At 62.8% G+C, this 21,457-nt stretch carries 18 protein-coding genes; 4 read left to right on the top strand and 14 right to left on the bottom strand.

From position 1 onward, the window contains the following. Positions 1-2 precede the first annotated feature (2 nt). Complete coding sequence (locus tag LB559_RS24870; RefSeq protein ID WP_024504524.1) at positions 3-2,192, bottom strand: anthranilate synthase; 2,190 nt, start codon at positions 2,190-2,192, stop codon at positions 3-5. A gap of 319 nt (positions 2,193-2,511) precedes the next feature. Between LB559_RS24870 and LB559_RS24865 the strand changes: the two genes are divergently transcribed. Beyond that, positions 2,512-3,282 (top strand): isocitrate lyase/phosphoenolpyruvate mutase family protein, encoded by a 771-nt coding sequence (locus LB559_RS24865; RefSeq protein ID WP_024504525.1) that lies wholly within the window; start codon positions 2,512-2,514, stop codon positions 3,280-3,282. 1 nt (position 3,283) lies between these two features. On the opposite strand, the gene LB559_RS24860 is transcribed toward LB559_RS24865, so the two are convergent. The 4 genes from LB559_RS24860 to LB559_RS24845 form a co-directional block, all read right to left on the bottom strand. Continuing rightward, positions 3,284-4,339 carry a succinylglutamate desuccinylase/aspartoacylase family protein gene (locus LB559_RS24860; RefSeq protein WP_224675199.1) on the bottom strand — a complete coding sequence of 352 codons (1,056 nt, stop codon included), beginning with the start codon at positions 4,337-4,339 and terminating at the stop codon, positions 3,284-3,286. Positions 4,340-4,425: 86 nt separating this feature from the next. Continuing rightward, complete coding sequence (locus LB559_RS24855) at positions 4,426-5,598, bottom strand: MFS transporter (RefSeq protein WP_224675198.1); 1,173 nt, start codon at positions 5,596-5,598, stop codon at positions 4,426-4,428. 125 nt (positions 5,599-5,723) lie between these two features. Further along, complete coding sequence (locus tag LB559_RS24850; protein ID WP_224675197.1) at positions 5,724-7,100, bottom strand: FAD-containing oxidoreductase; 1,377 nt, start codon at positions 7,098-7,100, stop codon at positions 5,724-5,726. Further along, entirely contained in the window at positions 7,097-7,558 is a 462-nt protein-coding gene (locus LB559_RS24845; protein WP_027162181.1) for a membrane protein, read from the bottom strand. The genes LB559_RS24850 and LB559_RS24845 overlap by 4 nt, the downstream gene beginning before the upstream one ends. Before the next feature lie 135 nt (positions 7,559-7,693). Between LB559_RS24845 and LB559_RS24840 the strand changes: the two genes are divergently transcribed. Next, positions 7,694-8,251 carry a sugar O-acetyltransferase gene (locus LB559_RS24840; protein WP_224675196.1) on the top strand — a complete coding sequence of 186 codons (558 nt, stop codon included), beginning with the start codon at positions 7,694-7,696 and terminating at the stop codon, positions 8,249-8,251. Positions 8,252-8,256: 5 nt separating this feature from the next. Here the strand turns inward: LB559_RS24840 and LB559_RS24835 are convergent, their stop codons facing one another. Continuing rightward, positions 8,257-9,252 carry a GlxA family transcriptional regulator gene (locus LB559_RS24835; RefSeq protein WP_224675195.1) on the bottom strand — a complete coding sequence of 332 codons (996 nt, stop codon included), beginning with the start codon at positions 9,250-9,252 and terminating at the stop codon, positions 8,257-8,259. A gap of 126 nt (positions 9,253-9,378) precedes the next feature. Between LB559_RS24835 and LB559_RS24830 the strand changes: the two genes are divergently transcribed. Then, positions 9,379-10,023 carry a cysteine hydrolase family protein gene (locus LB559_RS24830; RefSeq protein ID WP_127370304.1) on the top strand — a complete coding sequence of 215 codons (645 nt, stop codon included), beginning with the start codon at positions 9,379-9,381 and terminating at the stop codon, positions 10,021-10,023. 67 nt (positions 10,024-10,090) lie between these two features. On the opposite strand, the gene LB559_RS24825 is transcribed toward LB559_RS24830, so the two are convergent. The 8 genes from LB559_RS24825 to LB559_RS24790 form a co-directional block, all read right to left on the bottom strand. After that, entirely contained in the window at positions 10,091-11,770 is a 1,680-nt protein-coding gene (locus tag LB559_RS24825; protein WP_013529948.1) for a formate--tetrahydrofolate ligase, read from the bottom strand. A 313-nt stretch (positions 11,771-12,083) separates the two neighbouring features. After that, the gene (locus LB559_RS24820) at positions 12,084-13,208 is read right to left on the bottom strand and encodes a DUF2333 family protein (RefSeq protein WP_013529949.1); all 1,125 of its coding nucleotides are present in this window, start codon (positions 13,206-13,208) and stop codon (positions 12,084-12,086) included. A 104-nt stretch (positions 13,209-13,312) separates the two neighbouring features. Continuing rightward, positions 13,313-14,617 carry a DUF6638 family protein gene (locus LB559_RS24815; RefSeq protein WP_224675194.1) on the bottom strand — a complete coding sequence of 435 codons (1,305 nt, stop codon included), beginning with the start codon at positions 14,615-14,617 and terminating at the stop codon, positions 13,313-13,315. A 42-nt stretch (positions 14,618-14,659) separates the two neighbouring features. Continuing rightward, positions 14,660-16,570 (bottom strand): AAA family ATPase, encoded by a 1,911-nt coding sequence (locus tag LB559_RS24810; protein WP_127366409.1) that lies wholly within the window; start codon positions 16,568-16,570, stop codon positions 14,660-14,662. Between the two features lie 24 nt (positions 16,571-16,594). Further along, positions 16,595-17,740: a hypothetical protein gene (locus LB559_RS24805; protein WP_027162175.1), complete on the bottom strand. Its 1,146-nt coding sequence runs from the start codon at positions 17,738-17,740 to the stop codon at positions 16,595-16,597. Between the two features lie 31 nt (positions 17,741-17,771). Beyond that, complete coding sequence (locus LB559_RS24800) at positions 17,772-18,860, bottom strand: hypothetical protein (protein ID WP_024504535.1); 1,089 nt, start codon at positions 18,858-18,860, stop codon at positions 17,772-17,774. 311 nt (positions 18,861-19,171) lie between these two features. Then, complete coding sequence (locus LB559_RS24795; RefSeq protein ID WP_224675193.1) at positions 19,172-19,561, bottom strand: c-type cytochrome; 390 nt, start codon at positions 19,559-19,561, stop codon at positions 19,172-19,174. Between the two features lie 91 nt (positions 19,562-19,652). Then, entirely contained in the window at positions 19,653-20,264 is a 612-nt protein-coding gene (locus LB559_RS24790) for a thymidine kinase (RefSeq protein ID WP_013529955.1), read from the bottom strand. A gap of 237 nt (positions 20,265-20,501) precedes the next feature. On the opposite strand from LB559_RS24790, the gene LB559_RS24785 reads away from it, so the two are divergent. After that, positions 20,502-21,437, top strand: a complete 936-nt coding sequence (locus LB559_RS24785) for a choline ABC transporter substrate-binding protein (protein ID WP_013529956.1) — start codon at positions 20,502-20,504, stop codon at positions 21,435-21,437. Positions 21,438-21,457: the final 20 nt, after the last annotated feature.

Genomic DNA, 21,457 nt, shown 5'->3' with positions numbered 1-21,457 from the left:
CGTCAGGCGGCCTTTTCCTTGGCCTTGCGCGGCAGGTGGGCGACGATGTTCTCGATGATGCGCATGCCGGCATTGTGCCCGAGCGTCATGATCGATTCCGGGTGGAATTGCACTGCGGCGATCGGCTCCTTGCGGTGCTCGAAGGCCATGATGACGCCGTCCTCGGTCTCGGCCGTGACGATGAAATCGTCGGGCAGCCGCACCGGATCGGCAAAGATCGAGTGGTAGCGGCCGACGGTGACTTCCTTGGGCAGGCCCGAGAAGATGATGCCGGGCTTGGAGACGCGGATGCGCGACGGCTTGCCGTGCATCGGTATGTGCAGCTGCCGCAGTTCGCCGCCATAGGCCTCGGCCAATGCCTGTAGGCCAAGGCAGACGCCGAAGATCGGCAGTTCGCGGGCGCGCGCCTTCTTGATGGTTGCGGCGCAATCGAAGTCCTTCGGCGTGCCGGGGCCGGGCGACAGCACGACGAGGTCGGGTTTCAGCCGGTCGAAGACTTCCTCAGGCACCGGCGAGCGAACGGTCGAGACGTTGGCGCCGGTCTGGCGAAAATAATTGGCCAGCGTGTGGACGAAACTGTCCTCGTGGTCGACCAGCAGGATGTTGACGCCGTCGCCGACGCGCGCGGTGGTGCGCTCGGTGCTGGCGGAATTGCCTGTCTTGGCGTCGCGGATGGCGGAGAGCATGGCGGATGCCTTCAGTTCGGTTTCGGCTTCTTCTTCCTCGGGAATGCTGTCGAACAGCAATGTGGCGCCGGCGCGCACTTCGGCAATGCCGTCCTTGATACGGATGGTGCGGAGCGTCAGGCCGGTGTTCATGTCGCCGTTGAAATTGACCATGCCGATCGCGCCGCCATACCAGGCGCGCGGGCTCTTCTCGTTCTGCTCGATAAAGCGCATGGCCCATAGCTTCGGCGCGCCGGTGACGGTGACCGCCCAGGCATGCGACAGGAAGGCATCGAAGGCATCCATGCCTTCGCGCAGCCTGCCTTCGATGTGGTCGACCGTATGGATCAGGCGCGAATACATCTCGATCTGGCGCCGGCCGATAACGCGCACCGAACCCGGCTCGCAGACCCGCGACTTGTCGTTGCGGTCGACGTCCGAGCACATGGTCAGCTCGGATTCGTCTTTCTTCGAGTTGAGCAGTTTCAGGATCTGCTCTGAGTCGGAAATTGCGTCGTCGCCGCGCTTGATGGTGCCCGAGATCGGGCAGGTCTCGACGCGGCGGCCGTTGACGCGCACGAACATTTCGGGCGAGGCGCCGATCAGATATTCACCTTCGCCCAGATTGATGAAGAAGGAATAGGGCGACGGATTGATGGCCTTCAGCTTGCGCGAAATCTCGGACGGCTGCGTCTCGCAGCGCTCGTAGAACATCTGGCCCGGCACGACCTCGAACAGGTCGCCGCGCTTGAACGAATCCATCGCCTTGCGCACCAGGTCGGCGTATTCGCCGGGTTCATGGTCGCCGCGCGGCGGGATGCGGTCGGGGCTCTTGAACGGCTCGGAGATTTCGTCGCGCGGCAGCCCTTCGGTCGAAAAACCCTCGCCGGCATAGTCGTAGCGGTCGGTCCATGCCTTGGCCGAATAATGGTCGACGACCAGGATCTCGTCAGGCAGGAACAGCACCAGGTCGCGCTGGCTTGGCTTGCGTTCGAGCTTGTAGTCTACCGGGTCGAACTGGAAGGCGAGATCGTAGCCGAAAGCGCCGTAGAGACCTAGATTGGCGTCTTCCTCGGTCTTGAACAGAGCGGTGATGGCGCGCAGCACCGTGAACACCGAAGGAACGCGGCTGCGCTCTTCTTCCGTGAAGACACGGCCGGGCTTGGCGACGTCGAGACGGATGAGCCTTTTCGATGTCTCGGCGATGGTGATATCGGCCAAGCTATCCAGCGCTTTGCCGATGACCGGCAACAACACCTCGCCACGGCCGTTGAGCGCCTCGATACGCATGGCGCGGCCGCGCGCGGAGACAACCAGAGGCGGGTCGATGATGGCGGTGTCCCAGCGCGTGTAGCGGCCGGGATATTCATAGTTGGAGGAAAACACCGCGCCGCGGCGCGAATTCAGGCCGTCGACGTAAGCGTCGATCGCGCCCGCATACGGCCGGTCGTGGCGCGCGCGGGTGATGGTGATGCCACCCGCGGTCACGAAACTTTCCGCGCCGTTTTCCAGAACCTTCATCGTCATTGCCGTCTCCATCAGCTTCTTGGGGCAACGGACCCGGGAATGGCTTGGAAAAAACAAATGGCCGCCCGGACTTTCCGTTGCGGCCACCCTCTCTATTCACGCGCACGTGTTCGAACAGGCCGCTGTCAGCAGGCCCACCACCAAATGGTCTTGATCGAACGCATATTCATGGCGAAATCCATAGCTGCGAAAAGAAGGATGCGCAACAGGTTTGAAAGTCTGTTCGTTGGCCGCCGCTTCTCAGGCTCATGGCACATCGCCAGAGCCGACAGTGCCGCTTAGAGTGCTCATCCAACAGCAGGAAGACGGGAAAATAACCATGACCGAGCAGATCGAGCGCGCGCGGACGTTTCATTCCCTCCACGTCAAGGGCAACCCGGTCGTCCTCTACAATGCCTGGGATCCGGGTTCGGCCAAGATCATCGAGAAAGCGGGTGCCAAGGCGATCGCCACCGGAAGCTGGCCGGTCGCGGCCGCGTTCGGCTACGCCGATGGCGAGAAAATCCCGCTGGAACTGGCGCTCGACAACATCAAGCGCATCGTCGGGTCGGTCGACCTGCCGGTGACCATGGACCTCGAGGGCGGCTACGGCGTTGACCCGGAAATCGTCGCTCGCACGGTGACGTTGGCGCTGCGGGCCGGCGCTATCGGTTTCAATTTCGAGGATCAGATTGTCGGTGGCAGCGGCCTGCATGACATTTCCGTGCAGGCAAAGCGCATCGAAGCCGCGGCGGCGGCCGTCAAGGCTTCCGGCATACCGGCATTCATCAACGCTCGAACCGACATCTTCCTCAAGGCGAAACCGGATGCGCATGATGACGTTCTGCTCGACCAGGCCATCGAGCGCGCACAGGCCTTCGAAAAAGCCGGCGCGCACGGCTTCTTTGCGCCGGGCCTTGGCGACGAAGGCCTGATCGAGACGCTCTGCAAGGCAATTGCGTTGCCGGTCAACATCATTGCGCTGGCGCATGTGCCGCCGCGCCAGCGGCTGGCGGAACTGGGTGTCGCCCGCATCAGTCACGGCCCGGTGCCTTACCGGCAGATGGCGGAATGGCTGGAGGCGAAGGCGCGACTGGCTATTTCGGGCTAAGTCAGTCCTCCAGCGTTCCCGACCGGGCATCAGTGCTCTTCCTGTCGCCGACCAGCTTCAGAAGATCTTCGCCGGCGCGGATGATGCGGCGCGAGCGGCGGGTCAGGATGATGCCGTCCTGCGGCGCGAACACTTCGGTGCGGCCATCGGTTTCACCCGGTGCATGGACGATGGTGGCGAGGCGCGCGCCCTTGGCGACGCGGTCGCCGGGCTTCACGTCGTAGAGCACGGCACCGGCCCGTGGCGCCGGCATCATGTCGATGTTTTCCAATGGCGCCACGAAGCCGGTGAAAGGACCCGGCGCGGGCAGGGCGCTGTCGGCGATCACGCCGCGCGCCACCAGCAGCCGGTAGAGGCCGTCGGCGTCGGCGGCGGCCAAGGCACCATCGACATCGAGGATGCCGCGATATTCGACGGTGGTGGCGACGCGACGGTCGAGCTTGGCCACATCGGCGGGGACGTTCTGATAGGGCATGATCGAGGCGCCCTCGAAGGTGCCGTCAGTGTCTTCGCTCCACAGCACGACCGCGTCGACGCCCATGGCCGCGGCGCAATCGGCCATATCAGGCCACAGGCTGGTGTGGACGTAGAGATAGGCGAGGCCCTCGTCATCGCAGTGCAGGTCGAGCACGATGTCGTGGCCGAGCGACAGCTGCACCAGCCGCGACTTCAGCCGCTGGTCGACGCTGCCAAGGGTGGTGTCGGGCAGGAGCGCTGTGTCGGGCGCCGTTAGCAGCGGAAAGCCGCGGTTGAAATTGGTGCGCGTGCCGAGATGAAAGCGGCCCTGATGCTCGCCGAAATGATATTGCGCCCGGCCGATCGGGTTGGCCCAGGGCACGATGGTGAGGTTGCCCTTGATGCGGCCTTCGGCCTCCGCCCTGGCAAGCATCGGCATCAGCGCGTCGATGGCGACGACACCCGGCAACTCGCCGGCATGGAGTGCCGCCTGCAGATAGGCTGAAGGAGCAGCCTTGTCGGAACCAGTGAAGCGGAACAGCGGGAATTCGTAGGAAACCCCTTCGCTTTCGCCGGCGATGCGTTCGATCGATTTCTGCATGACTTCCTCCATCAGGAGCGAGAGACATGCGATTTGAAGGCGCCGATGTCGATTGGTCCAGCCTGCCGCGCTATGGGCGCAAGAGACTATTCAGCCGGAAGCGGGATGACCGGCGCGCGCCGGTCCAGCGCCTGCGACAGCACAGCGACGGTGACCGCCAAAACAGCGAGTGCTGCGCCGACCAGCGGCAAATTGGCATAGGAGACACCGGCGGACAGGGCCACGCCGCCTATCCAGGCGCCGCTGGCATTGCCGATATTGAAGGCGCCCTGGTTCAGCGTGGCGGCAAGGTTCGGTCCCTTGGAGGCCGCCTCGACGACCCGGATCTGCAACGGCGGCACGACGACGAAGATGAGCAGGCCCCACAGGAAGACGATGCCGACGGCAACGCTGGCGATTGCGCCGAACTGCCTGAATCCAACGAAAAGCAGGGCCATCAGCAGCAGGGTGCCGATCACTGTCGGCATCAGTTTCCAGTCGGCCAGTCTGCCGCCGATGATGTTGCCGATGGTCATGCCCGCGCCGAACAGCAGCAGAACCCACGTGACTGCCGAGGTCGACAAGCCCGATACCTCGGTGAGGTAGGGTTTGATGTAGGTGAAGACGGTGAACAGGCTTGCGGAGGTCAGCGCCGCGATCAGCATGGCCAGCCAGACCTGCAGCTTGCCCAGCACGCGCAGCTCGCCGCGCAGCCCGCCACCGCTTGGCTCGGCGACATCGGACGGCACCAACCAGGCGATCGCTGCCACCGAGATCAGGCCGATACCGACCACGGCAACGAAGGTGGAGCGCCAGCCGAACGCTTCGCCAAGTGCGGTTCCGGCGGGAACACCCAGGATGTTGGACAGCGTCAGCCCGGCGAACATCAGCGCGATAGCGCTGGCGCGCTTGTTGCGCGGCACCAGGCTGGCGGCAACGACCGAGCCAATGCCGAAGAAGGCGCCGTGGCCGAAAGCGGTGAAGACACGCGCGGCCATCAGCGTCCAGTAGTTGGGCGAGATGGCGCAAAACAGATTGCCGACGACGAACAGCACGGCCAGCCCGACCAGCACCGGCTTGCGCGGCAAATGCGTAGTGGCCATGGCGACGATCGGGGCGCCGAAGACGACGCCCAGCGCATATCCGGTAACCAGCAGGCCCGCCGCGGGGATCGACACGCCGAGGTCGGCGGCGACCTCAGGCAGCAAGCCCATGATGACGAATTCGGTGGTGCCGATGCAGAAGGACGCAATGGCAAGCGCAAGGATCGGCAAGGGCATGGTGCGTCCAGACTGAATCGGTTCAATTCCAGACTGCGCGAAGCACGCCACCGTGCGCAAGCTGCATTGCTGCATTGCAGCGATGCAGAAAAGGAAGAGCTTTAAAATGGGTCTTCAACGGGCTGTCACGCCAGCGGCTTCAGCTCCTGGGCAATGGTGGGCAGCAACTCCGAAACATTGGGATGGATGTGCACGGCACGCGCCAGCGTGTCGACGGGCGCCTTGGCGTACATCAGGTCGAGCACACAATGGATAGCCTCGTCGCCGCCGGGGCCGAGCACCGAGCAGCCGAGGATCTCCCTGGTGTCGGCATCGACCAGGATTTTCATGAAACCCTGCGTCTCGCCCTTTTCGATAGCGCGGCCGACGCGGGTCATCGGCCGCTGGCCGACCAGCGCGCGACGGCCGGATTTCTTCACTGCGGCCTCCGTCATGCCGCAGCGGCCAAGCGGCGGGTCGATGTAGAGCGCATAGGCTTCGATCCGGTCGCTGACCCTCCGCGGATCGTTGTCGAGCAAATTCGCGGCGACGATCTCGTAGTCGTTGTAGGAGGTGTGGGTGAAGGCGCCCCTGCCGTTGCAGTCGCCCATCGCCCAGATGCCGGGCACGCTGGTGCGCAGCTGGTCGTCGACGGTGACAAAACCGCGCTTGTCGACCTCGACGCCGGCCCTTTCCAGGCCGAGATCGTCGGTGTTGGGCGTGCGCCCCAGCGCCAGCAGCACATGCGAGCCGACCGCCGGTGGCTTGCCGGCGGAGAAGGTCACGGCGATGTCGTCACCCTGTCTGGCGAAGGCAATGTCGTCGGCGCCGACATGGACCGCGATGCCTTCGTTTTCGAGGATCGACAGGATGGCGGCGGAGACATCCTCGTCCTCGCGGCCGGTCAGGCGCGGGCTCTTCTCGACGACGGTGACTTCCGCGCCGAAGCGGCGGAACATCTGAGCGAATTCGAGCGAGATGTAGCTGCCGCCGACGACGACGAGATGGCGCGGCAGCACGTCGAGATCCATCATCGACGAGTTGGTCAGATAGTCGATGTCGTGGATGCCGGGAAGGTCGGGCACCGAGGCGCGGCCGCCGGTGTTGAGGAAGATCTTTTCGGCGGTCAGCAGATCGTCGCCGACGCGCACCGTGTTGGCGGATTCGAAACGCGCATGGCCGCGATAGAGGGTGCACTTGTCCATGCCGGCAATCCAGGTTTCCAGATTGCCGCGAGCGTCGTTTGTGACCTTGTCCTTGCGCGCCTTGATCACCTTGTAATCCACGCCGACCGGCCCGGAGAGCGTCACGCCATAGTCGGCGGCGCGGCGCGCCAGATGCGCGGCATAGGCGCTGGCGACCATGGTCTTGGTCGGCATGCAGCCGGTGTTGACGCAGGTGCCGCCGACCAGCTTGCGCTCGATCAGCGCGACGCTCATGCCGGCGGCCGTCAGCCGCCCGGCCAGCGGAGAGCCAGCCTGTCCGGCACCGATGATGATGGCGTCGAAGATTTTCGTCGTCATGCCACCGCCGCTACGATCAGCAGGCCGCCGATGATCGCCACCGCGTCCTCGATAAAGGCGGCGGGCGGATCCTTGCCGAAGGCGGCCGCGAGCCGGCCCCGAGCTTCGGCGCCGCCCAGCGTGCCGATGACAGCGCCGATGGCCCCCGCGATCAGGCCGCCGATGGTGGCGCCGCCTGTCGCGCCGATCACCGCGCCTGTGAAGGCGCCCATGACGATGCGGGCGCCGAATTGCTGGGGTACTTTACGGCTCGGCGTCGACGGCAATTGGTCGGTGACCAACTCGACAATGGCCAGGATGGTGAAGATGCCGACAGCCGCCCAGTGGCTCATGAAGCTCGCCCAGGTGCCGGCAACCGTCAGCCAGCCGAGATAAGCGCCCCAGGCAATGGCGGCCGGCGCCGTCATGGCGCGAAGACCGGCAATGACGCCGATCAGAAGTGCCAGAATGTAGAGCATGGTCGATCCCCCTCGATCACGGGCCAAGACGGCCTTGAGTCACAGGCTACCATAGGTCCAATATTTGACCAGTACTGGCATCGGCGCTTTTGGCTGCACTTGTGCTTTGCAAGGACGTGAACTGGAGACCGCATCATGGCTGAGAGCGAGCGCGTGAAGATGGTGGCCGGCGAATGGTATACCTGCCTCGATGACGAACTGGAGTCGTTGCGGATGATAGCGCGCGATGCGGTGTTCGAGCACAACTTGCTGCCGCCTCGTCAACGCGGCAATCTCGGGCCGGGTCTGAAGGCACTGCTGGGAAGAGCCGGCGAGGGCGCCCGTATCGAGGCGCCGTTCCACTGCGCCTATGGCTTCAACATCTTTCTCGGCGACGGCGTCTTCCTCAATGCCGGCTGCACCATCCTCGACACGGCGAGCGTGCGCATCGGCAAGGCAACGCTGCTCGGCCCGAACGTGCAGATCTACTGCGCCGAGCACCACAAGGAGGCCAGTGGGCGGCAGGCCGGACTGGAGATCGCCCGACCGATCGAGATCGGCGCCAATGCCTGGATCGGCGGCTCAGCCGTCATCCGTGGCGGCGTCAGCATCGGTGAAGGCGCCATCGTCGGCGCCGGTGCGGTGGTGACGCGCGACGTGGCGGCGAACGCCACGGTGATCGGCAATCCGGCGCGGCCGGTCAAGCGGGGCTGAACAGGTCAGGACGACAGGACATACGTCATGCGCTCTTCCTGATCGACCCGCCTGGAGAACTCGCGCCGATACTGCGCCGGCGATGTCTTGAGCCGTGCCGAAAAATGCTGGCGCAGCGAGGTGGCGCTGCCGAAGCCGGCTTCGAAGGCGATCATGTCCATCGATTTCTCCGTCGCTTCCAGCAAACGCTGCGCCAGTTCGATCCGCTGGCTGGTCAGCCAATCGCCAAAGCTGACACCGATCGATTTCTGAAAGCGACGGGTAAAGGTGCGGCGGGTCAGGCCGGCGGCCTCGGCCACGCGGTCCAGGCTATGCGCTTCGCCAAGCGTCGCGCGAACCGCGTCGAGGGCCTGGGTGAAGCGGTCGGCGTCCGCGCTTCTTGCCACCGGATGCTCGATGAATTGCGCCTGGCCGCCCTGGCGATGCGGGGAAAGCACGATCTGGCGAGCAAGCCGCAGTGCTGCTTCCGCGCCATAGCGGGCGCGCACGATGTGGAGACAGCAGTCGAGGCCGGCGGCGACGCCGGCCGAGGTCACGACATCGCCATTGTCGACGTAGAGCACCGCGGCATCGACAGCGATGTCGGGATGGAGTGTTTGCAATTGTTCGCAATAGGCCCAGTGCGTCGCGGCACGTCGGCCCGAAAGCAGCCCGGCCGCTGCAATGGCGAAGGTGCCGAGGCACAGGCCGACAATCAAGGCGCCGCGTTGGTGCGCATGGCGCAGCGCTTCCATCAGCAGCGGCGATACCGGTTCGCTCAGATGATGCCAGCTCGGGATGATGACGATATCGGCGCCGTCGAGCCCTTCGAGCCCATGCGGCGCGGCAATTGTCAGCCCGGCTTCGGTATGGATCGGCCCGGCCTTGACCGCGCAGATGCGGAAGTCGAAGCGCGGCAGGCCAAGCGCCGTCCTGTCCTCGCCGAAGACCAGGCACGGTACGGAAAGATGGAACGGGCTGATGCCGTCGAAGGCGAGGACGGCAATGATCGGGTCGTTCATGGGTGCTTCCAGCGGTTGAATGCGGACTGTCCCAATTCTTTCGAATGATGTCAATCGGGACACTTTCGGCTGTCTGGCAGCCCGCCTATCTTCCATCCATCGAATTCAAGCCGGAAAGGAAACACCATGTCTGACCCAGCCAACACCGCGCCGCGCCGGGCGCTGATCGTCGTCGATGTGCAGAACGATTACGACGGCGGCAATCTCGCCATCCAGCATCCGCCGTTCCGCGACAGCGTCGTCAATGTGGCACGCGCCATGGATGCAGCGACTGCTGCCGGCATCAAGGTGGTGGTCGTCAAGCAGATGGCGCCCGAGACCTCGCCGATCTTTGCCAAGGGCAGTCACGGCGGCGAACTGCATCCCGAAATCGCCAGGCGCGAGCGCGACCATTATGTCGAAAAGAACCTGCCCTCCGCCTTCACCGGCACTGATCTGGAAGACTGGCTTCGCGCCAATGCCATCGATACGATCACGGTGGTCGGCTACATGACGCATAATTGTGACCTGTCGACCATTATCCACGCCGTGCATATGGGCTTTGCCGTCGAGTTCCTGTCGGATGCGACCGGCTCGGTGCCTTACGCCAACAGCGCCGGCTACGCCTCGGCCGAGGAGATCCATCGCGTGGTCACGATCATCCTGCAGTCGCGCTTCGCCGCCGTGCTCAAGACCGCCGAATGGGTCGAGTGCCTGCAGACCGGCGCGCTGCCGGAGCGCGACACGATCTTCGGCTCCAACCAGCGGGCGCTGTCGCGCAGCGCTGCTTAGGGCTATCCGAAAAAACAGAAAGGGGGCCGCATCGCTGCGGCGCCCTTTCTGTTTGAATTGAAGGATTTTAGAACAGGCCTTCGATATTGCCGGCCTCATTGAGGAAGATCTTTTCCGAGGACGGCGCCCTCGGCAGGCCCGGCATGGTCATGACCTCGCCGCAGATGATGACGACGAAGCCGGCACCGGCCGAAAGCCTGACCTCGCGCACCGGCACGGTGTGGCCGGTCGGCGCGCCGCGCAGGTTCGGGTCGGTCGAGAAGGAATACTGGGTCTTGGCCATGCACACCGGCAAATGGCCGTAGCCGGCGTCTTCCCACGCCTTGAGCTGGTCGCGCACCGACTTGTCGGCGATCGCTTCCGAGCCGCGATAGATGCGCTGGACGATGGTGTTGATCTTCTCGAACAGCGGCATGGCATCGGGATAGAGCGGCGCGAACTGCGAGGCGCCGGATTCGGCCAGTGCCACCACCTTGTTGGCGAGATCCTCGATCCCGGCCGAGCCGTGTGCCCAGTGCTTGCACAGGATCGCTTCTTCGCCCATCGAGGCGACATAGTCCTTCATCGCCTGGATCTCGGCGTCGGTGTCGGAATAGAAATGGTTGATGGCAACCACCGCCGGCACGCCGAACTGCCTGATGTTCTCGATGTGGCGGCCAAGATTGGCGCAGCCCTTCTTCACCGCTTCGACGTTTTCCTTGCCGAGGTCTTCCTTCTTGACGCCGCCATTCATCTTCATGGCGCGCACGGTGGCGACGATGACCGCCGCTGCCGGCTTCAGGCCCGCCTTGCGGCACTTGATGTCGAAGAACTTTTCAGCACCCAAATCGGCGCCGAAGCCGGCTTCGGTGACGACATAGTCGGCGAGCTTGAGCGCCGTCGTGGTGGCGACGACCGAGTTGCAGCCATGCGCGATGTTGGCGAACGGCCCGCCATGCACGAAGGCCGGGTTGTTCTCCAGCGTCTGCACCAGGTTCGGCTGCATGGCGTCCTTCAGCAGCACAGCCATGGCGCCGTCGGCCTTGAGGTCGCGGGCATAGACGGCTGACTTGTCGCGGCGATAGGCGACGATGATATCGCCGAGGCGCTTTTCCAGGTCCTTCAGGTCGGTCGACAGGCAGAGGATCGCCATGACTTCCGAGGCGACGGTGATGTCGAAACCGCCCTCGCGCGGGAAGCCGTTGGCTACGCCGCCGAGCGAGCAGATGATCTCGCGCAGCGCGCGGTCGTTCATGTCCATGACGCGGCGCCAGACGACCCGGCGGGTGTCGATGCCGAGCTCATTGCCCCAGTAGATGTGGTTGTCGATCAGCGCCGAAAGCAGGTTGTGTGCGGTGGTGATGGCGTGGAAGTCGCCGGTGAAGTGGAGGTTCATGTCCTCCATCGGCACGACCTGCGCATAGCCGCCGCCGGCGGCACCGCCCTTGACGCCGAAGTTCGGGCCGAGCGAAGCCTCGCGGATGCAGACGATCGCCTTCTTGCCGATGCGGTTCAGGCCGTCGCCGAGACCAACCGTGGTCGTGGTCTTGCCTTCGCCGGCCGGCGTCGGGTTGATGGCGGTTACGAGGATCAGCTTGCCGTCCTTGTTGCCCTTCACCGATTTGATGAATTCGGCTGATATCTTGGCCTTGTCGTGGCCGTAGGGCAGCAGGTGTTCGGTCGGGATGCCGATCTTCTGGCCGATCTCCTGGATCTGCTTTTTCCTGGCGCCGCGCGCGATCTCGATGTCGGACTTCACTTCGGCCATGACGGCTTTCCTCTGGATTGGACGGTGGAGGGGACGGGTTTGGTCTTACTGGCAAGCAGGTTGGAACCGGGCGCGGGCATGTTCTAACCCTGTCGCTGCCGCGGCGTCAACTTGTATGCAACTATGTTTCCTCTTGAGAAAATTCTTCTGCGGACCGGCCGACCTGTCGTCGGTTCTTCCTGGCTCCGTTGCCGCGCCGTATAGAAGCCAGAGGACGCGTCGTTCCGCCGTCTCAAAACAGCCGCACAATGCACGGAATGCGACAGAGGCGACGGCGCAAATTCACCATCGCCTGGTCCCTAATGGAACAGCGCTACTGCGTCAGAACGTTGCTGATTTCGACCATGTTGGAGCGCACCCTGAGCACATAGAAGCCCATCGTCGTCAGATGCGTCGGCAACAGCCAGCCATCCTCGCGGCCATTGGCGATGATGAAAGGCTGGATCTTCAGTGCCGAAACGAACTGCGAGTCCATCGTGTCCCACAGGTTCTGCAGATGCTTTTCCTTGATGACGTCCTCGAAGTCGGCCTGGGCGCCCTTCATCAGGCCGTAATAGCCATAGAGCTGGCCATAGGCGAACCAGTAGCGGTCGTCGGCGCGGAAGTCGAACCAGCCATTGTTGTGGTTCTCGGCGCGTTCCTTGAGGATCGCCGAGGTCGAGCCGATGTCGGACGAGATGCGGTCGATATACTGTTTCAGATTGTCGGCGCGGGCGTCGAATGTCGCCTGGCAGGTGGCAAGGCGAGCGTTGAAGGAACGCAGCATGCGCACGGCGTCGCGATAGTAGCTCGGCGTCGGTGTCTTGGGGCCGAACGGGTTCAGGCCGAAATACCAGGTCTCCTCGTCGAACTGCAGGTTGCCGCGGGCATTCTGCAGATCGCTGTCGATCTGCGAGGTGGTGCGGACGCGGCCGAGATTGTCGGCGAGTTCAGTCGCCGTGCGCCGCACCGCCTGGTTGATGCCGCGCTGGAAGGAGGCCTTGTTGTCCATCCACGGCGTGTTGTCCCAGTCGATGCCGAACAGGCCGAGCTTGTAGAGGATCATCGACGAGATCCAGGCATTCTGGTTGACGTTGAAGTCGGTCAGGTCGGCGGCGATCTGGGCAATGCCGGAGTTGCCGCAGGTCTTGGCCGTGTCGGTGCCGGCGCCGGCGGAGACCTGTTCGCCAGCGGAGACATTGCGCTTCTCGAACGTGTAGGTGTCTGGATAGTTCGGGTTGAAATTGTTCCACCACTGGGTGGCGTAGAAGAAATTGGCATAGAGGCCGATCAGCACCAGCAGAGCAAGGCCGACCGCCGCCTTGAGGATCCAGCCGCGTTGCGTGTACCAGCGTCCGGCCCACAGGAACGGCCACAGGATGACGCCGATCAAAAGCCCGATACCGCGGCCGATCCACTGGAAAATGCGGGTGAAGAAGTTCACGATCGGATCGAGCATGGCTGTGTCACCCCCTCAAGCATGATGCCAAAAAGTTGCAGACTTTTTGGATAACATTATGCGCCAAAACAAGAAGTTAGAACGAAATAACGGTTCATTTCGTTCTAGTCAGTCAGGCCGTAGAGGCGCGTGCGAAACGCCACCTTGTCCTTCAAATATGTGGTTTTGAGAACGTCCACAACATGCGATCGCCAGGCGTCGCTGAAGCCGCCATAGTCCTTGTAGAAGCCGTCCTTGTTGAAGATGTAGCGCGAGACGAAGTCCGACGGCACGAAATCCGAGATCAGCCGGTTGGTCAGCCAGGCGTCAGGATGGTCAGGCTTGGCGCGGATCACCAGGAAGCGCTGCTGCGGGAAGACATCCTCGATCTTCAGGTGGCCGAGCTGGGCGATCTCGCGCTTGGCGGCGTTGAGGAAAGGGAAATTGCCGTCCCTGGTGATCAGGTCGGCATGGCTCTGGATCCAGGTCTGCAGCCAGACCTTGTCGACATTGGTCAAGTTGCGGTTCGGCTCGGCATCGCGGATCAGCGCGCGCACCACCATCTCGGCGCGGTGCTCGAGATAGCCCGAGGCCTCGACCCAGGAGGCGCGCGGCAACTCGATGCGGCCGGTGGTGGCGAGGAACTTGAATACCTTGTCGGCGTCGTTAATGGAGAGATAGCTGACCTGCCACGGCCGCGAACGGCGGAAGCCTGGCGCCGCAGGATCGCTGATCACCGTCGTCACATCCGGGTCGACGAAGACGTAAAGGCCACCGAAATGGCTGGTCCAGTAGGCGTTGTGGCGGAAGATCACCTGGTCGGGCACCAGCGCGTTCTCGCGGATGTCGCCGCAGATCTTGGCGAGCTCGACCATGCGGTTCAGCATGGCGCTGTCGCGCCAGGCGTCGGGCTCCTGCTTCAACCGGTCGACGAGCTTGCCGAGCTCGGCGGCCTTGCCCAGCACATCCTCAGCCGACAGCACCTTGAACTCGACCTGGCTGATCGACAGCAGGTCCTCGATATCGTTGACCTTGGGAACGGAATCCTCGATCTCGCCGTAGATGACATCCTTGATCGTCAGCGCATCGATGGCGCGCTGGTTCTTGGACATGAACTCGAACATCAGCTGCGAGGTGTTGGAGAAGGCGGTGTGCACCACCGGCAGGTCGATCTGCGACGGCGTCAGGATGATGAAACGGCGGTTGACCTCGTTGGGATCGAGATAGTCGTAATCGTCGCATTCCTCGGCCACTTCGGGCGAAAAGCCGGTGCGATCGATCTGGAAGGTCTTCAGCTTGGTCGGCTTCAAGCCGAATGCGGCGAGCGCCTTGTTGTAGCGCTGGATCAGATGCGGCTCGTCGACCGTCAGCAGCCGGCCATAGATCAGCTCATTGTCGCGCAGGAGATCGGGTTTCTTGGCGGGGCTCATCTTGCCTTCTCCCACAAGGGGTGAAGGGAAGGCCGGCGCAGCTCACGCATTCCATAGCCCCTTCTTCTTCATCTCCTCCATCTCGCGCGCAGCCCGTTCGCGCAGGCGGGCGTCGCGCAGCAGTTTTTCCACGGCGGAGTCGTCGGACTTGTCGGAATAGCGGAACTCCGAGTCGGCGTAGCGGTTGATCTCCTGCATGACCATGTCCATCGAGAACGGCCCGCGCAGTTCCTCGATCATCGCTTTCTTCTCGTCGTAGCCCTTGTGCATGAAGACTTCCGGCTTCTCGAACCAGTCGTCGGGAAGCTCGATGTCCATGGCGCGCATCTTGATGGCGTCGGTGACATTCTTGATGGCGCGACCGGTGAAGCGGGGCTCGGCATCCTTGATCAGGTGCAGATAGGTGCCGATATCGGCCATCGATTTCGGCGCGCCGTTCTCCTTCATGTAGCGCTCGTAGACCTTCATCAGCCCATCTTCCTGCGGCTTCTCGTGCTCCTCATAGGCTTCGGTCACGGCGCGCTGGATTTCCTGCGCGGCGTAGAGGTCGTGTTCGCCGAGCGGGATCTTGTGGTTTTTCCCCGCCAGCAGGACAAAAATATCGATGTAGTCGTCGCGGCTCTGCGGCCCGTCGACCAGCCAGCGGGCGCCGGCGCGCTGACGCAGCGCGTCGTCGACATTTTCGGGGTAGTTGGAGAACATGCCGAACGAGCAGTTGCCGCGCACCACGGTGGCGGCACCGGCGAAGGCGTCCATCAAGACGCCTGTTATCTCCTGCTGGCCGGCCGAGGCGCGGTCGTCGGAGCGGCGCGCCGCCACCTGGTCGATGTCGTCGATGGTGCCGAAGCCGATGACGCGCGGGTTCAAGACATTGTTGATGAACTGGCGGCAGTTCTGGCCCGACTTGCCCTGATAGGACGAGATCTGGTCGACGCCGAAATTCTCGTAGGCGAAGGGATAGCCGGCGACCTGGCAATAGCCGTTGACGAGGCCGGCGATCATCTGGATCAGCGTCGTCTTGCCAGTGCCGGGGGCGCCGTCGCCGATGAAGGTGAACAGGAAGCCGCCGAGCTCGACGAACGGATTGAGTTCGCGCTCGAAATCATAGGCCATCAGCATCTTGGCGAGCTTGACCGACTGGTATTTGGCGATGTGGTTGCCGACGACCTCTTCCGGCTTCTTGAAGGTCATCACCAGCGGTTTTGAGCGCTTGCCCGGCGCGACGTCGAAACCATCGAGAGTGAAATCGTCGGCATCGATGCGGATATGGGCGTTCTCGAACGGGCCGATGCCGTCGAAGCGGCCCTTGCGGGCCAGAAGCCCGTCGATGGCGACGCGGGCGAAGGCGCGTGCCCTTGTCATCAAATCGGCATCATCGGACGATCCCGAGATCGCCTTGTCGAGGCCAGCGAGGATCGACTTCACCGCATCCTGCGGCGTGTCGAACAGGAAGTCCGGCTCGGGGATGTCGTTGGGTGCCTCGCCGTCGCTGTCGATCAGCTGGAACAGGTAGGAGGCGAGGCTGAAGGCGGAGATGTAAGCCGAGGCCGACAGAAGCTTCTTGAAGGTGGCCGCTTCGTCGCCTTCGAGCGGCGCGCGGGTATTCCTGGCCTGCAGGCTTTCGAGGTCGGAGCCTTCGGCAAAGACGTCCGATATGGCCAGTGCGATCGCCGTGCCGCGCCGGGCGCGAAACAGGAGCGTGTGCTGCGGGATGGTCAGCAGCTGGTCGTCGGGATGAACGGCGCCGACGGTCTTGGCCAGCTCGACCTCGCGCGTGCGACGCACCGAGCCGACCGAGACGGTCGAGACGAAGCGGCGGTTGGTGCCGGCAAGCGCGGTGCCGGACTCCCGTGACGGGTCCTCCAGCACGACGATGCGGGTGATGAAGCTCTGCGCGGTGGCGCGGTGCTTCTCGATGGCGGCTTCCGGAATGGTGGTCAGGCCGGTATCCATGAAGGGTGCTCCGTGGTGTGACGGTCAGACGTCTGAGATGACCTGTCCGTTGGACAGGATATGAACCTTGTAGCCGGCAAAAATCTTCTGTGCTTCGCCGGCGGCGTAGAGTGCCTGATAGGCCTCGTGCGGAATCAGCGCATGGTTTTCATAGCTCGATACGCCCTGACGCGCGGCTTCCAGATCATCAGTGTTGATGAAGAATTCCTGCGTTGTCTTCTCACTCGAAAACAGGCCCTTGCGGCCGGGTTTCTCGCTCTTGGAATAGACCTCCTGGATCGTCCAGGTCAAAAGCCAGGCATTTTGCGGCTTGCGCACCTTGGCCAGAACCTCGGTCACCGTCGAATTGTTGTCGGTAATCCCCACCGAATAGAACGGGCCGAGCACGACGCGGCGCAGCTGCTTGGGGTGCAACGGTTCGAAATCCTTGTCGAGGTTGACCGCGATGGTCGCCGGCGACAGCGTATAGGCGGAGTTCTTCTCGGTGAAATCGTCGAAACGATGGGCAAGCTCGGGATTGAGCAGGCCGTCGACCGGCAGCGGAATGTCGACCGTCTCGTTGAGTTTGCCGTTCCTGTCGACAAGCTGGCGGATCATCGCGTCGGAAGAATCCTCCACCGTCACCATGTAGACCAGAGGCAGGTTGGCGCTGCCGTCGAACGTCGCCCAATGGACGAGATAATAGGGCCGTCCCGTCTTCGGATTGACCGAGACCTTGGCGGTTTGCGCCAGCGTGAAGGGACCGAACGTGTTCTCGCTTTTCACGTCCTCGAGATAGAGCCGCTCGGCCATCGACTTCTGCAGCGCCTCGGGGAATTCCTTGTGGCGCAGGATGAAGTCGGCCATTTCCTCGCGCAATTCGCCGGCGAGCGGGATGTTGGCAAGCCGCGCGTCGGCCTGGCGGCGGTCGTTTTCCAGTTCGAGCAGGTTCTGGAACACCGGGAATCCGCTTTCGGCCCGCGAAATGCGGAACGTGTCCATGAAGCCCAGCCGGTTGCGCCAGCAGGAAAACGACTTGTCGAGCCGGGCGATGTATTCGGCGACGATCTTGGCGACGATGCCGTGCCGGTAAAGCGGCGAGCGATCGTCGCGCATGAACACTTCAAGGCCGCTCAGCGCGGCCGTGATGGCGGAGAAATATCGTGCCGCCGCTTCGTTTTCGGGGGTCATGCCTGTGCGCTCGCGGGCAGTCCTATCACCCCTAAGACTGCACGTAGTTTGCCGAATTGTGCTTCTTCAGCACCTCGTCGAAGCGGCGGGCAAAGGCATCGTCGGCCAGCTTCTTGCGGCGCTGGATGTCGGCGGTGGCGACCATGTTCTTCTCGTGCATCTCAAGTAGGTCGCCGATGTGTTTTTGCGAGGCAGCACCGATGCCGGCCATGGTTTCCTCGGCGGTGTTGTCGACCTGGCTGCCCAGCGTGTTGATCTTGTGGGCGACGTCCTGCTGGGCGGCGGTCTTCAGCGAATCTTCCAGCGCCTTGTAGAGCACGATGCGCTGCTCGGTATCGATGGTCAGCTTGTTGATCAGCGTCGATTGCGCGGCGATCTGGTTGTTGAGCGAATCGACGAAGGTCTGGAACATCGAGGTGTAGCGCTCGAGCGTCTGGCTCTCGGCCAGCAGCTCCTGCTCCTTGGCCTGCTTTTCGTTGTATTCCGTCGCCAGCTTGGAGCGTTCGCCTTCGAGCTGCGTGCGGTCCTTCTGGCTGGTCGAAGCGGCGATCTTGTTTTCGATGTCGAGCAGCATCGGGTTGAGCTCCTCGATGCGCTTCTGCACGGCTTCGAGGTTGGTCATGGTGGTCTTGCGGCGCTCGATCACCTGCGACAGGCTGGTTTCCGAGGTCTTGTAGCGCTGGTCGAGGACCTCTTTCTGCGCCTTCAATATGCCGACGATGGTGTCGGATTTGACCAGCAATTCCTGCAGATTGCCCGCCAGCGACATGTTGCGGACGCGGTCGGTGCGCATGCGCTGCTTGCTCTGGCTGGAGAAGATACCGATGAATTTTTCCCAGCCGGTGTAGTTCTTCATGCTCTCGAACTCGGAGCCGAAGACGTTGGTGGCGTCCTCCAGGCCGATGATCAGGTCGGCAATGTTGCCTTCCATCACCTTTTGCTGCTTCAGCACATCCTCGATGCGGGCGTTCTCGAGGTCGAAATTGGCGTCGCCGATCTTCTTGTCCGATGTGGCGAGCGTATCAAGCATGGTGCCGGACTGCTCGATCTTGGAGCGCATGTCCTGCACGACCTGCTTGGTCTTGGCAATTTCGGCGTCGAAATTCTGCAATGTCGCCATTGGGGCCTCCCGCTTCGGCATGACGTCGCTGGTCGCGAACAGCGGCGAATATATGTGGGGCATCGGGGGATTGAAAGACGTGAAGACAAGGGCGGCGTGAAAACAAAAGAATCCATCAGGGTCTTGAAAACCAGTGAAGGCGGGGGCCTGGCGTGATTAGCTTGCCTGCCAGCCGTAGTTCAGCTGTCATTGAACTTTCATGCGGCAAGCCGATGGCGCACGGATGCCTTTGTATTCGGCAAATCACTGAAGCAATCGCGGCCGCGATATGCGAGGGGAAAGCCGGTTTTACAGAGCTGACGAACAGCGGATCAGGGCTTGGGATCGGCCTTCAGATAGGCGATGACATTGGCGATGTCGTCGTCATTGGTCAGGCCGCCGAACGCCATCCTGTTGCTCGGCACCTTCAGCTTTGGGGCCTTGAGATACTCGGCGAGATTGGCTTCATCCCAGACCAGGCCGGCGGCGCCGGCACTCTTCATCGCCTCGGAATAGTGGCCAAGAAAGCTCTCGGCGCTGCCGGCGGTGCGGCCAACGACGCCCAACAGATGCGGACCGACCTTGTCGCGGTCGGTGGCTGCGTCATGGCAGGCCATGCATCGGTTGAAGACCTTCTTGCCCAGGGCAGGATCGCCGCCGGCATGGGCTACGAGCGAGCTGGCAAGGAGAAGGATACTGGCGAACGAAGCGGCTCGAAGCATGGCTGACCCCGGGGAGCTCTGGCTGGCTGCGTTATAGTACCGAGGCCTTAAGAAACGCTGCATCGGGCCGGGGTCAAGGCCGCCGTGACCGTCAGCCCTTGATAAAGCCGATGAAGTCGTCTGGCGCGGCGCGGCCCATCTCTTCCTCCCAGTGGCGGCGGCAGAGCGACACATAGACATCCTTGCCGATCGCCACCTGCTCGCCCTGGCGCGCCACCTTGCCATCGGGGCCGAGGCGCACGACCATCGTCGCCTTGCGGCCGCATCGGCAGATGGTGCGCACTTCGCGCAAATCGTCGGCGATGGCCAGCAGCGCGCGCGAGCCGGAAAACAGCTTGCCCTGGAAATCGGTGCGCAGGCCGTAGCACATGACCGGGATGTTCAGCCGGTCGGCGATGCGGGCGAGCTGCCAGACCTGCTCTTCCTCGAGGAACTGCGCCTCGTCGACGAAGACGCAATGCACCGACGTATGCGCGTGATGAGCGGCGACGCGGGCGAACAGATCGTCGCCGTCGCGAAACATCTCGGCTTCCGTCTCCAGGCCTATGCGCGACGAGATCAGGCCTGTATCGCCCTTGCGGTAGTGGCCGGCGACGAACAGCATCGTGCCCATGCCGCGCTCGCGGTAATTGTAAGAGGCCTGCAAGAGCATCGTCGTCTTGCCGGCGTTCATCGTCGCGTAGTGGAAGTAAAGCTTGGCCATGCCGCTCTTTTAAGCCGACTTGGCCTGACACGGGGAGGGGCCAGAGCGGCATTCCCCTGAAAAAGCCGGCTGGCCAGACAAAAGCGCCTGATGTGTCGCTGATTGGCCAGCCCGCGCCGTTGATCGTGATTGTCTTAATGCTTGAAACCACACCAGAATGGTGTTTGGCTGACGAAACAAGGCGGGCACAGAAACCGTAGCTACGCTTCGCCAAAGAATCACAATGGGAGACTGTCTATGTCGCGTATGAACTCTTTCGTCGCCGGCCTCGGCCTGGCGGCTTTTTTGTCAACCAGCGCTGCCTACGCCGGTGATCCGGCAAGCTGCAAGGCGGTGCGCCTTTCCGATGTCGGCTGGACCGACATCCAGGCGACGACCGGCGTCGCCTCCGTGCTGCTGACCGCGCTCGGCTATGAGCCGCAAACGATCCAGCTGTCGGTGCCGGTGACCATGGCGTCGCTGAAGAACAAGGATCTCGACGTGTTCCTCGGCAACTGGATGCCGTCGATGACCAACGACATCAAGGACTATACCGCCGACGGTTCGGTCGAGACGATCAGCACCAACCTGACCGGCGCCGGCTACGGCATCGTCGTGCCGACCTATGTCGCCGACGCCGGCGTCAAATCGCTGACCGATATCGGCAAGTTCAAGGACAAGTTCAACGGCAAGATCTATGGCATCGAGGCCGGCAATGACGGCAACCGCATCATCCTCGACATGATCAAGAACCCGAAGGACAATCTCGAAGGCTTCGAGCTGGTCGAATCCTCGGAAGCCGGCATGCTGACGCAGGCCGAGCAGTCGATGAAGAACAATGAATGGATCGCCTTCCTCGGCTGGACGCCGCATCCGGTGATGGGCGCCATGAAGATCACCTATCTCGACGGCATGGGCGACAGCGGCTTCGGCGCCGCCACCGTCTACACCAATGTGCGCAAGGGCTACACCACCGAATGCCCGAACGCCGGCAAGTTCATCGCCAACCTGAAGTTCAACCTGGACATGGAAGGCGAGATGATGGACGCGATCCTCAAGGGCGGCGACGCCAATACGGTTGCAACCGACTGGCTGAAGAAGCACCCGGATGCCGTTGCCCCGTGGATTGCCGGCGTGACTACCTTCGACGGCGGTGACGCTGCCGCCGCCATCAAGACCGCGCTCGGAAGCTGAGCCGACTGAATTCGGCAAAG

Origin of the sequence: Mesorhizobium sp. BR1-1-3, from assembly GCF_020165455.1 — a bacterium.
GTDB classification, from domain to species: Bacteria; Pseudomonadota; Alphaproteobacteria; order Rhizobiales; family Rhizobiaceae; genus Mesorhizobium; species Mesorhizobium ciceri.
This window is presented reverse-complemented; position numbering and strand designations above follow the sequence as displayed.

Coding starts and splice junctions, on each gene's coding strand:
- LB559_RS24855 (WP_224675198.1), bottom strand. CDS start 5,598: ATGCCCTTGCCGATCCTTGCGCTTGCCATTGCGTCCTTCTGCATCGGC.
- LB559_RS24820 (WP_013529949.1), bottom strand. CDS start 13,208: ATGCTCGATCCGATCGTGAACTTCTTCACCCGCATTTTCCAGTGGATC.
- LB559_RS24845 (WP_027162181.1), bottom strand. CDS start 7,558: ATGCTCTACATTCTGGCACTTCTGATCGGCGTCATTGCCGGTCTTCGC.
- LB559_RS24825 (WP_013529948.1), bottom strand. CDS start 11,770: ATGGCCGAAGTGAAGTCCGACATCGAGATCGCGCGCGGCGCCAGGAAA.
- LB559_RS24800 (WP_024504535.1), bottom strand. CDS start 18,860: ATGGCGACATTGCAGAATTTCGACGCCGAAATTGCCAAGACCAAGCAG.
- LB559_RS24870 (WP_024504524.1), bottom strand. CDS start 2,192: ATGACGATGAAGGTTCTGGAAAACGGCGCGGAAAGTTTCGTGACCGCG.
- LB559_RS24810 (WP_127366409.1), bottom strand. CDS start 16,570: ATGGATACCGGCCTGACCACCATTCCGGAAGCCGCCATCGAGAAGCAC.
- LB559_RS24785 (WP_013529956.1), top strand. CDS start 20,502: ATGTCGCGTATGAACTCTTTCGTCGCCGGCCTCGGCCTGGCGGCTTTT.
- LB559_RS24835 (WP_224675195.1), bottom strand. CDS start 9,252: ATGAACGACCCGATCATTGCCGTCCTCGCCTTCGACGGCATCAGCCCG.
- LB559_RS24860 (WP_224675199.1), bottom strand. CDS start 4,339: ATGCAGAAATCGATCGAACGCATCGCCGGCGAAAGCGAAGGGGTTTCC.
- LB559_RS24790 (WP_013529955.1), bottom strand. CDS start 20,264: ATGGCCAAGCTTTACTTCCACTACGCGACGATGAACGCCGGCAAGACG.
- LB559_RS24795 (WP_224675193.1), bottom strand. CDS start 19,561: ATGCTTCGAGCCGCTTCGTTCGCCAGTATCCTTCTCCTTGCCAGCTCG.
- LB559_RS24840 (WP_224675196.1), top strand. CDS start 7,694: ATGGCTGAGAGCGAGCGCGTGAAGATGGTGGCCGGCGAATGGTATACC.
- LB559_RS24865 (WP_024504525.1), top strand. CDS start 2,512: ATGACCGAGCAGATCGAGCGCGCGCGGACGTTTCATTCCCTCCACGTC.
- LB559_RS24805 (WP_027162175.1), bottom strand. CDS start 17,740: ATGACCCCCGAAAACGAAGCGGCGGCACGATATTTCTCCGCCATCACG.
- LB559_RS24850 (WP_224675197.1), bottom strand. CDS start 7,100: ATGACGACGAAAATCTTCGACGCCATCATCATCGGTGCCGGACAGGCT.
- LB559_RS24815 (WP_224675194.1), bottom strand. CDS start 14,617: ATGAGCCCCGCCAAGAAACCCGATCTCCTGCGCGACAATGAGCTGATC.
- LB559_RS24830 (WP_127370304.1), top strand. CDS start 9,379: ATGTCTGACCCAGCCAACACCGCGCCGCGCCGGGCGCTGATCGTCGTC.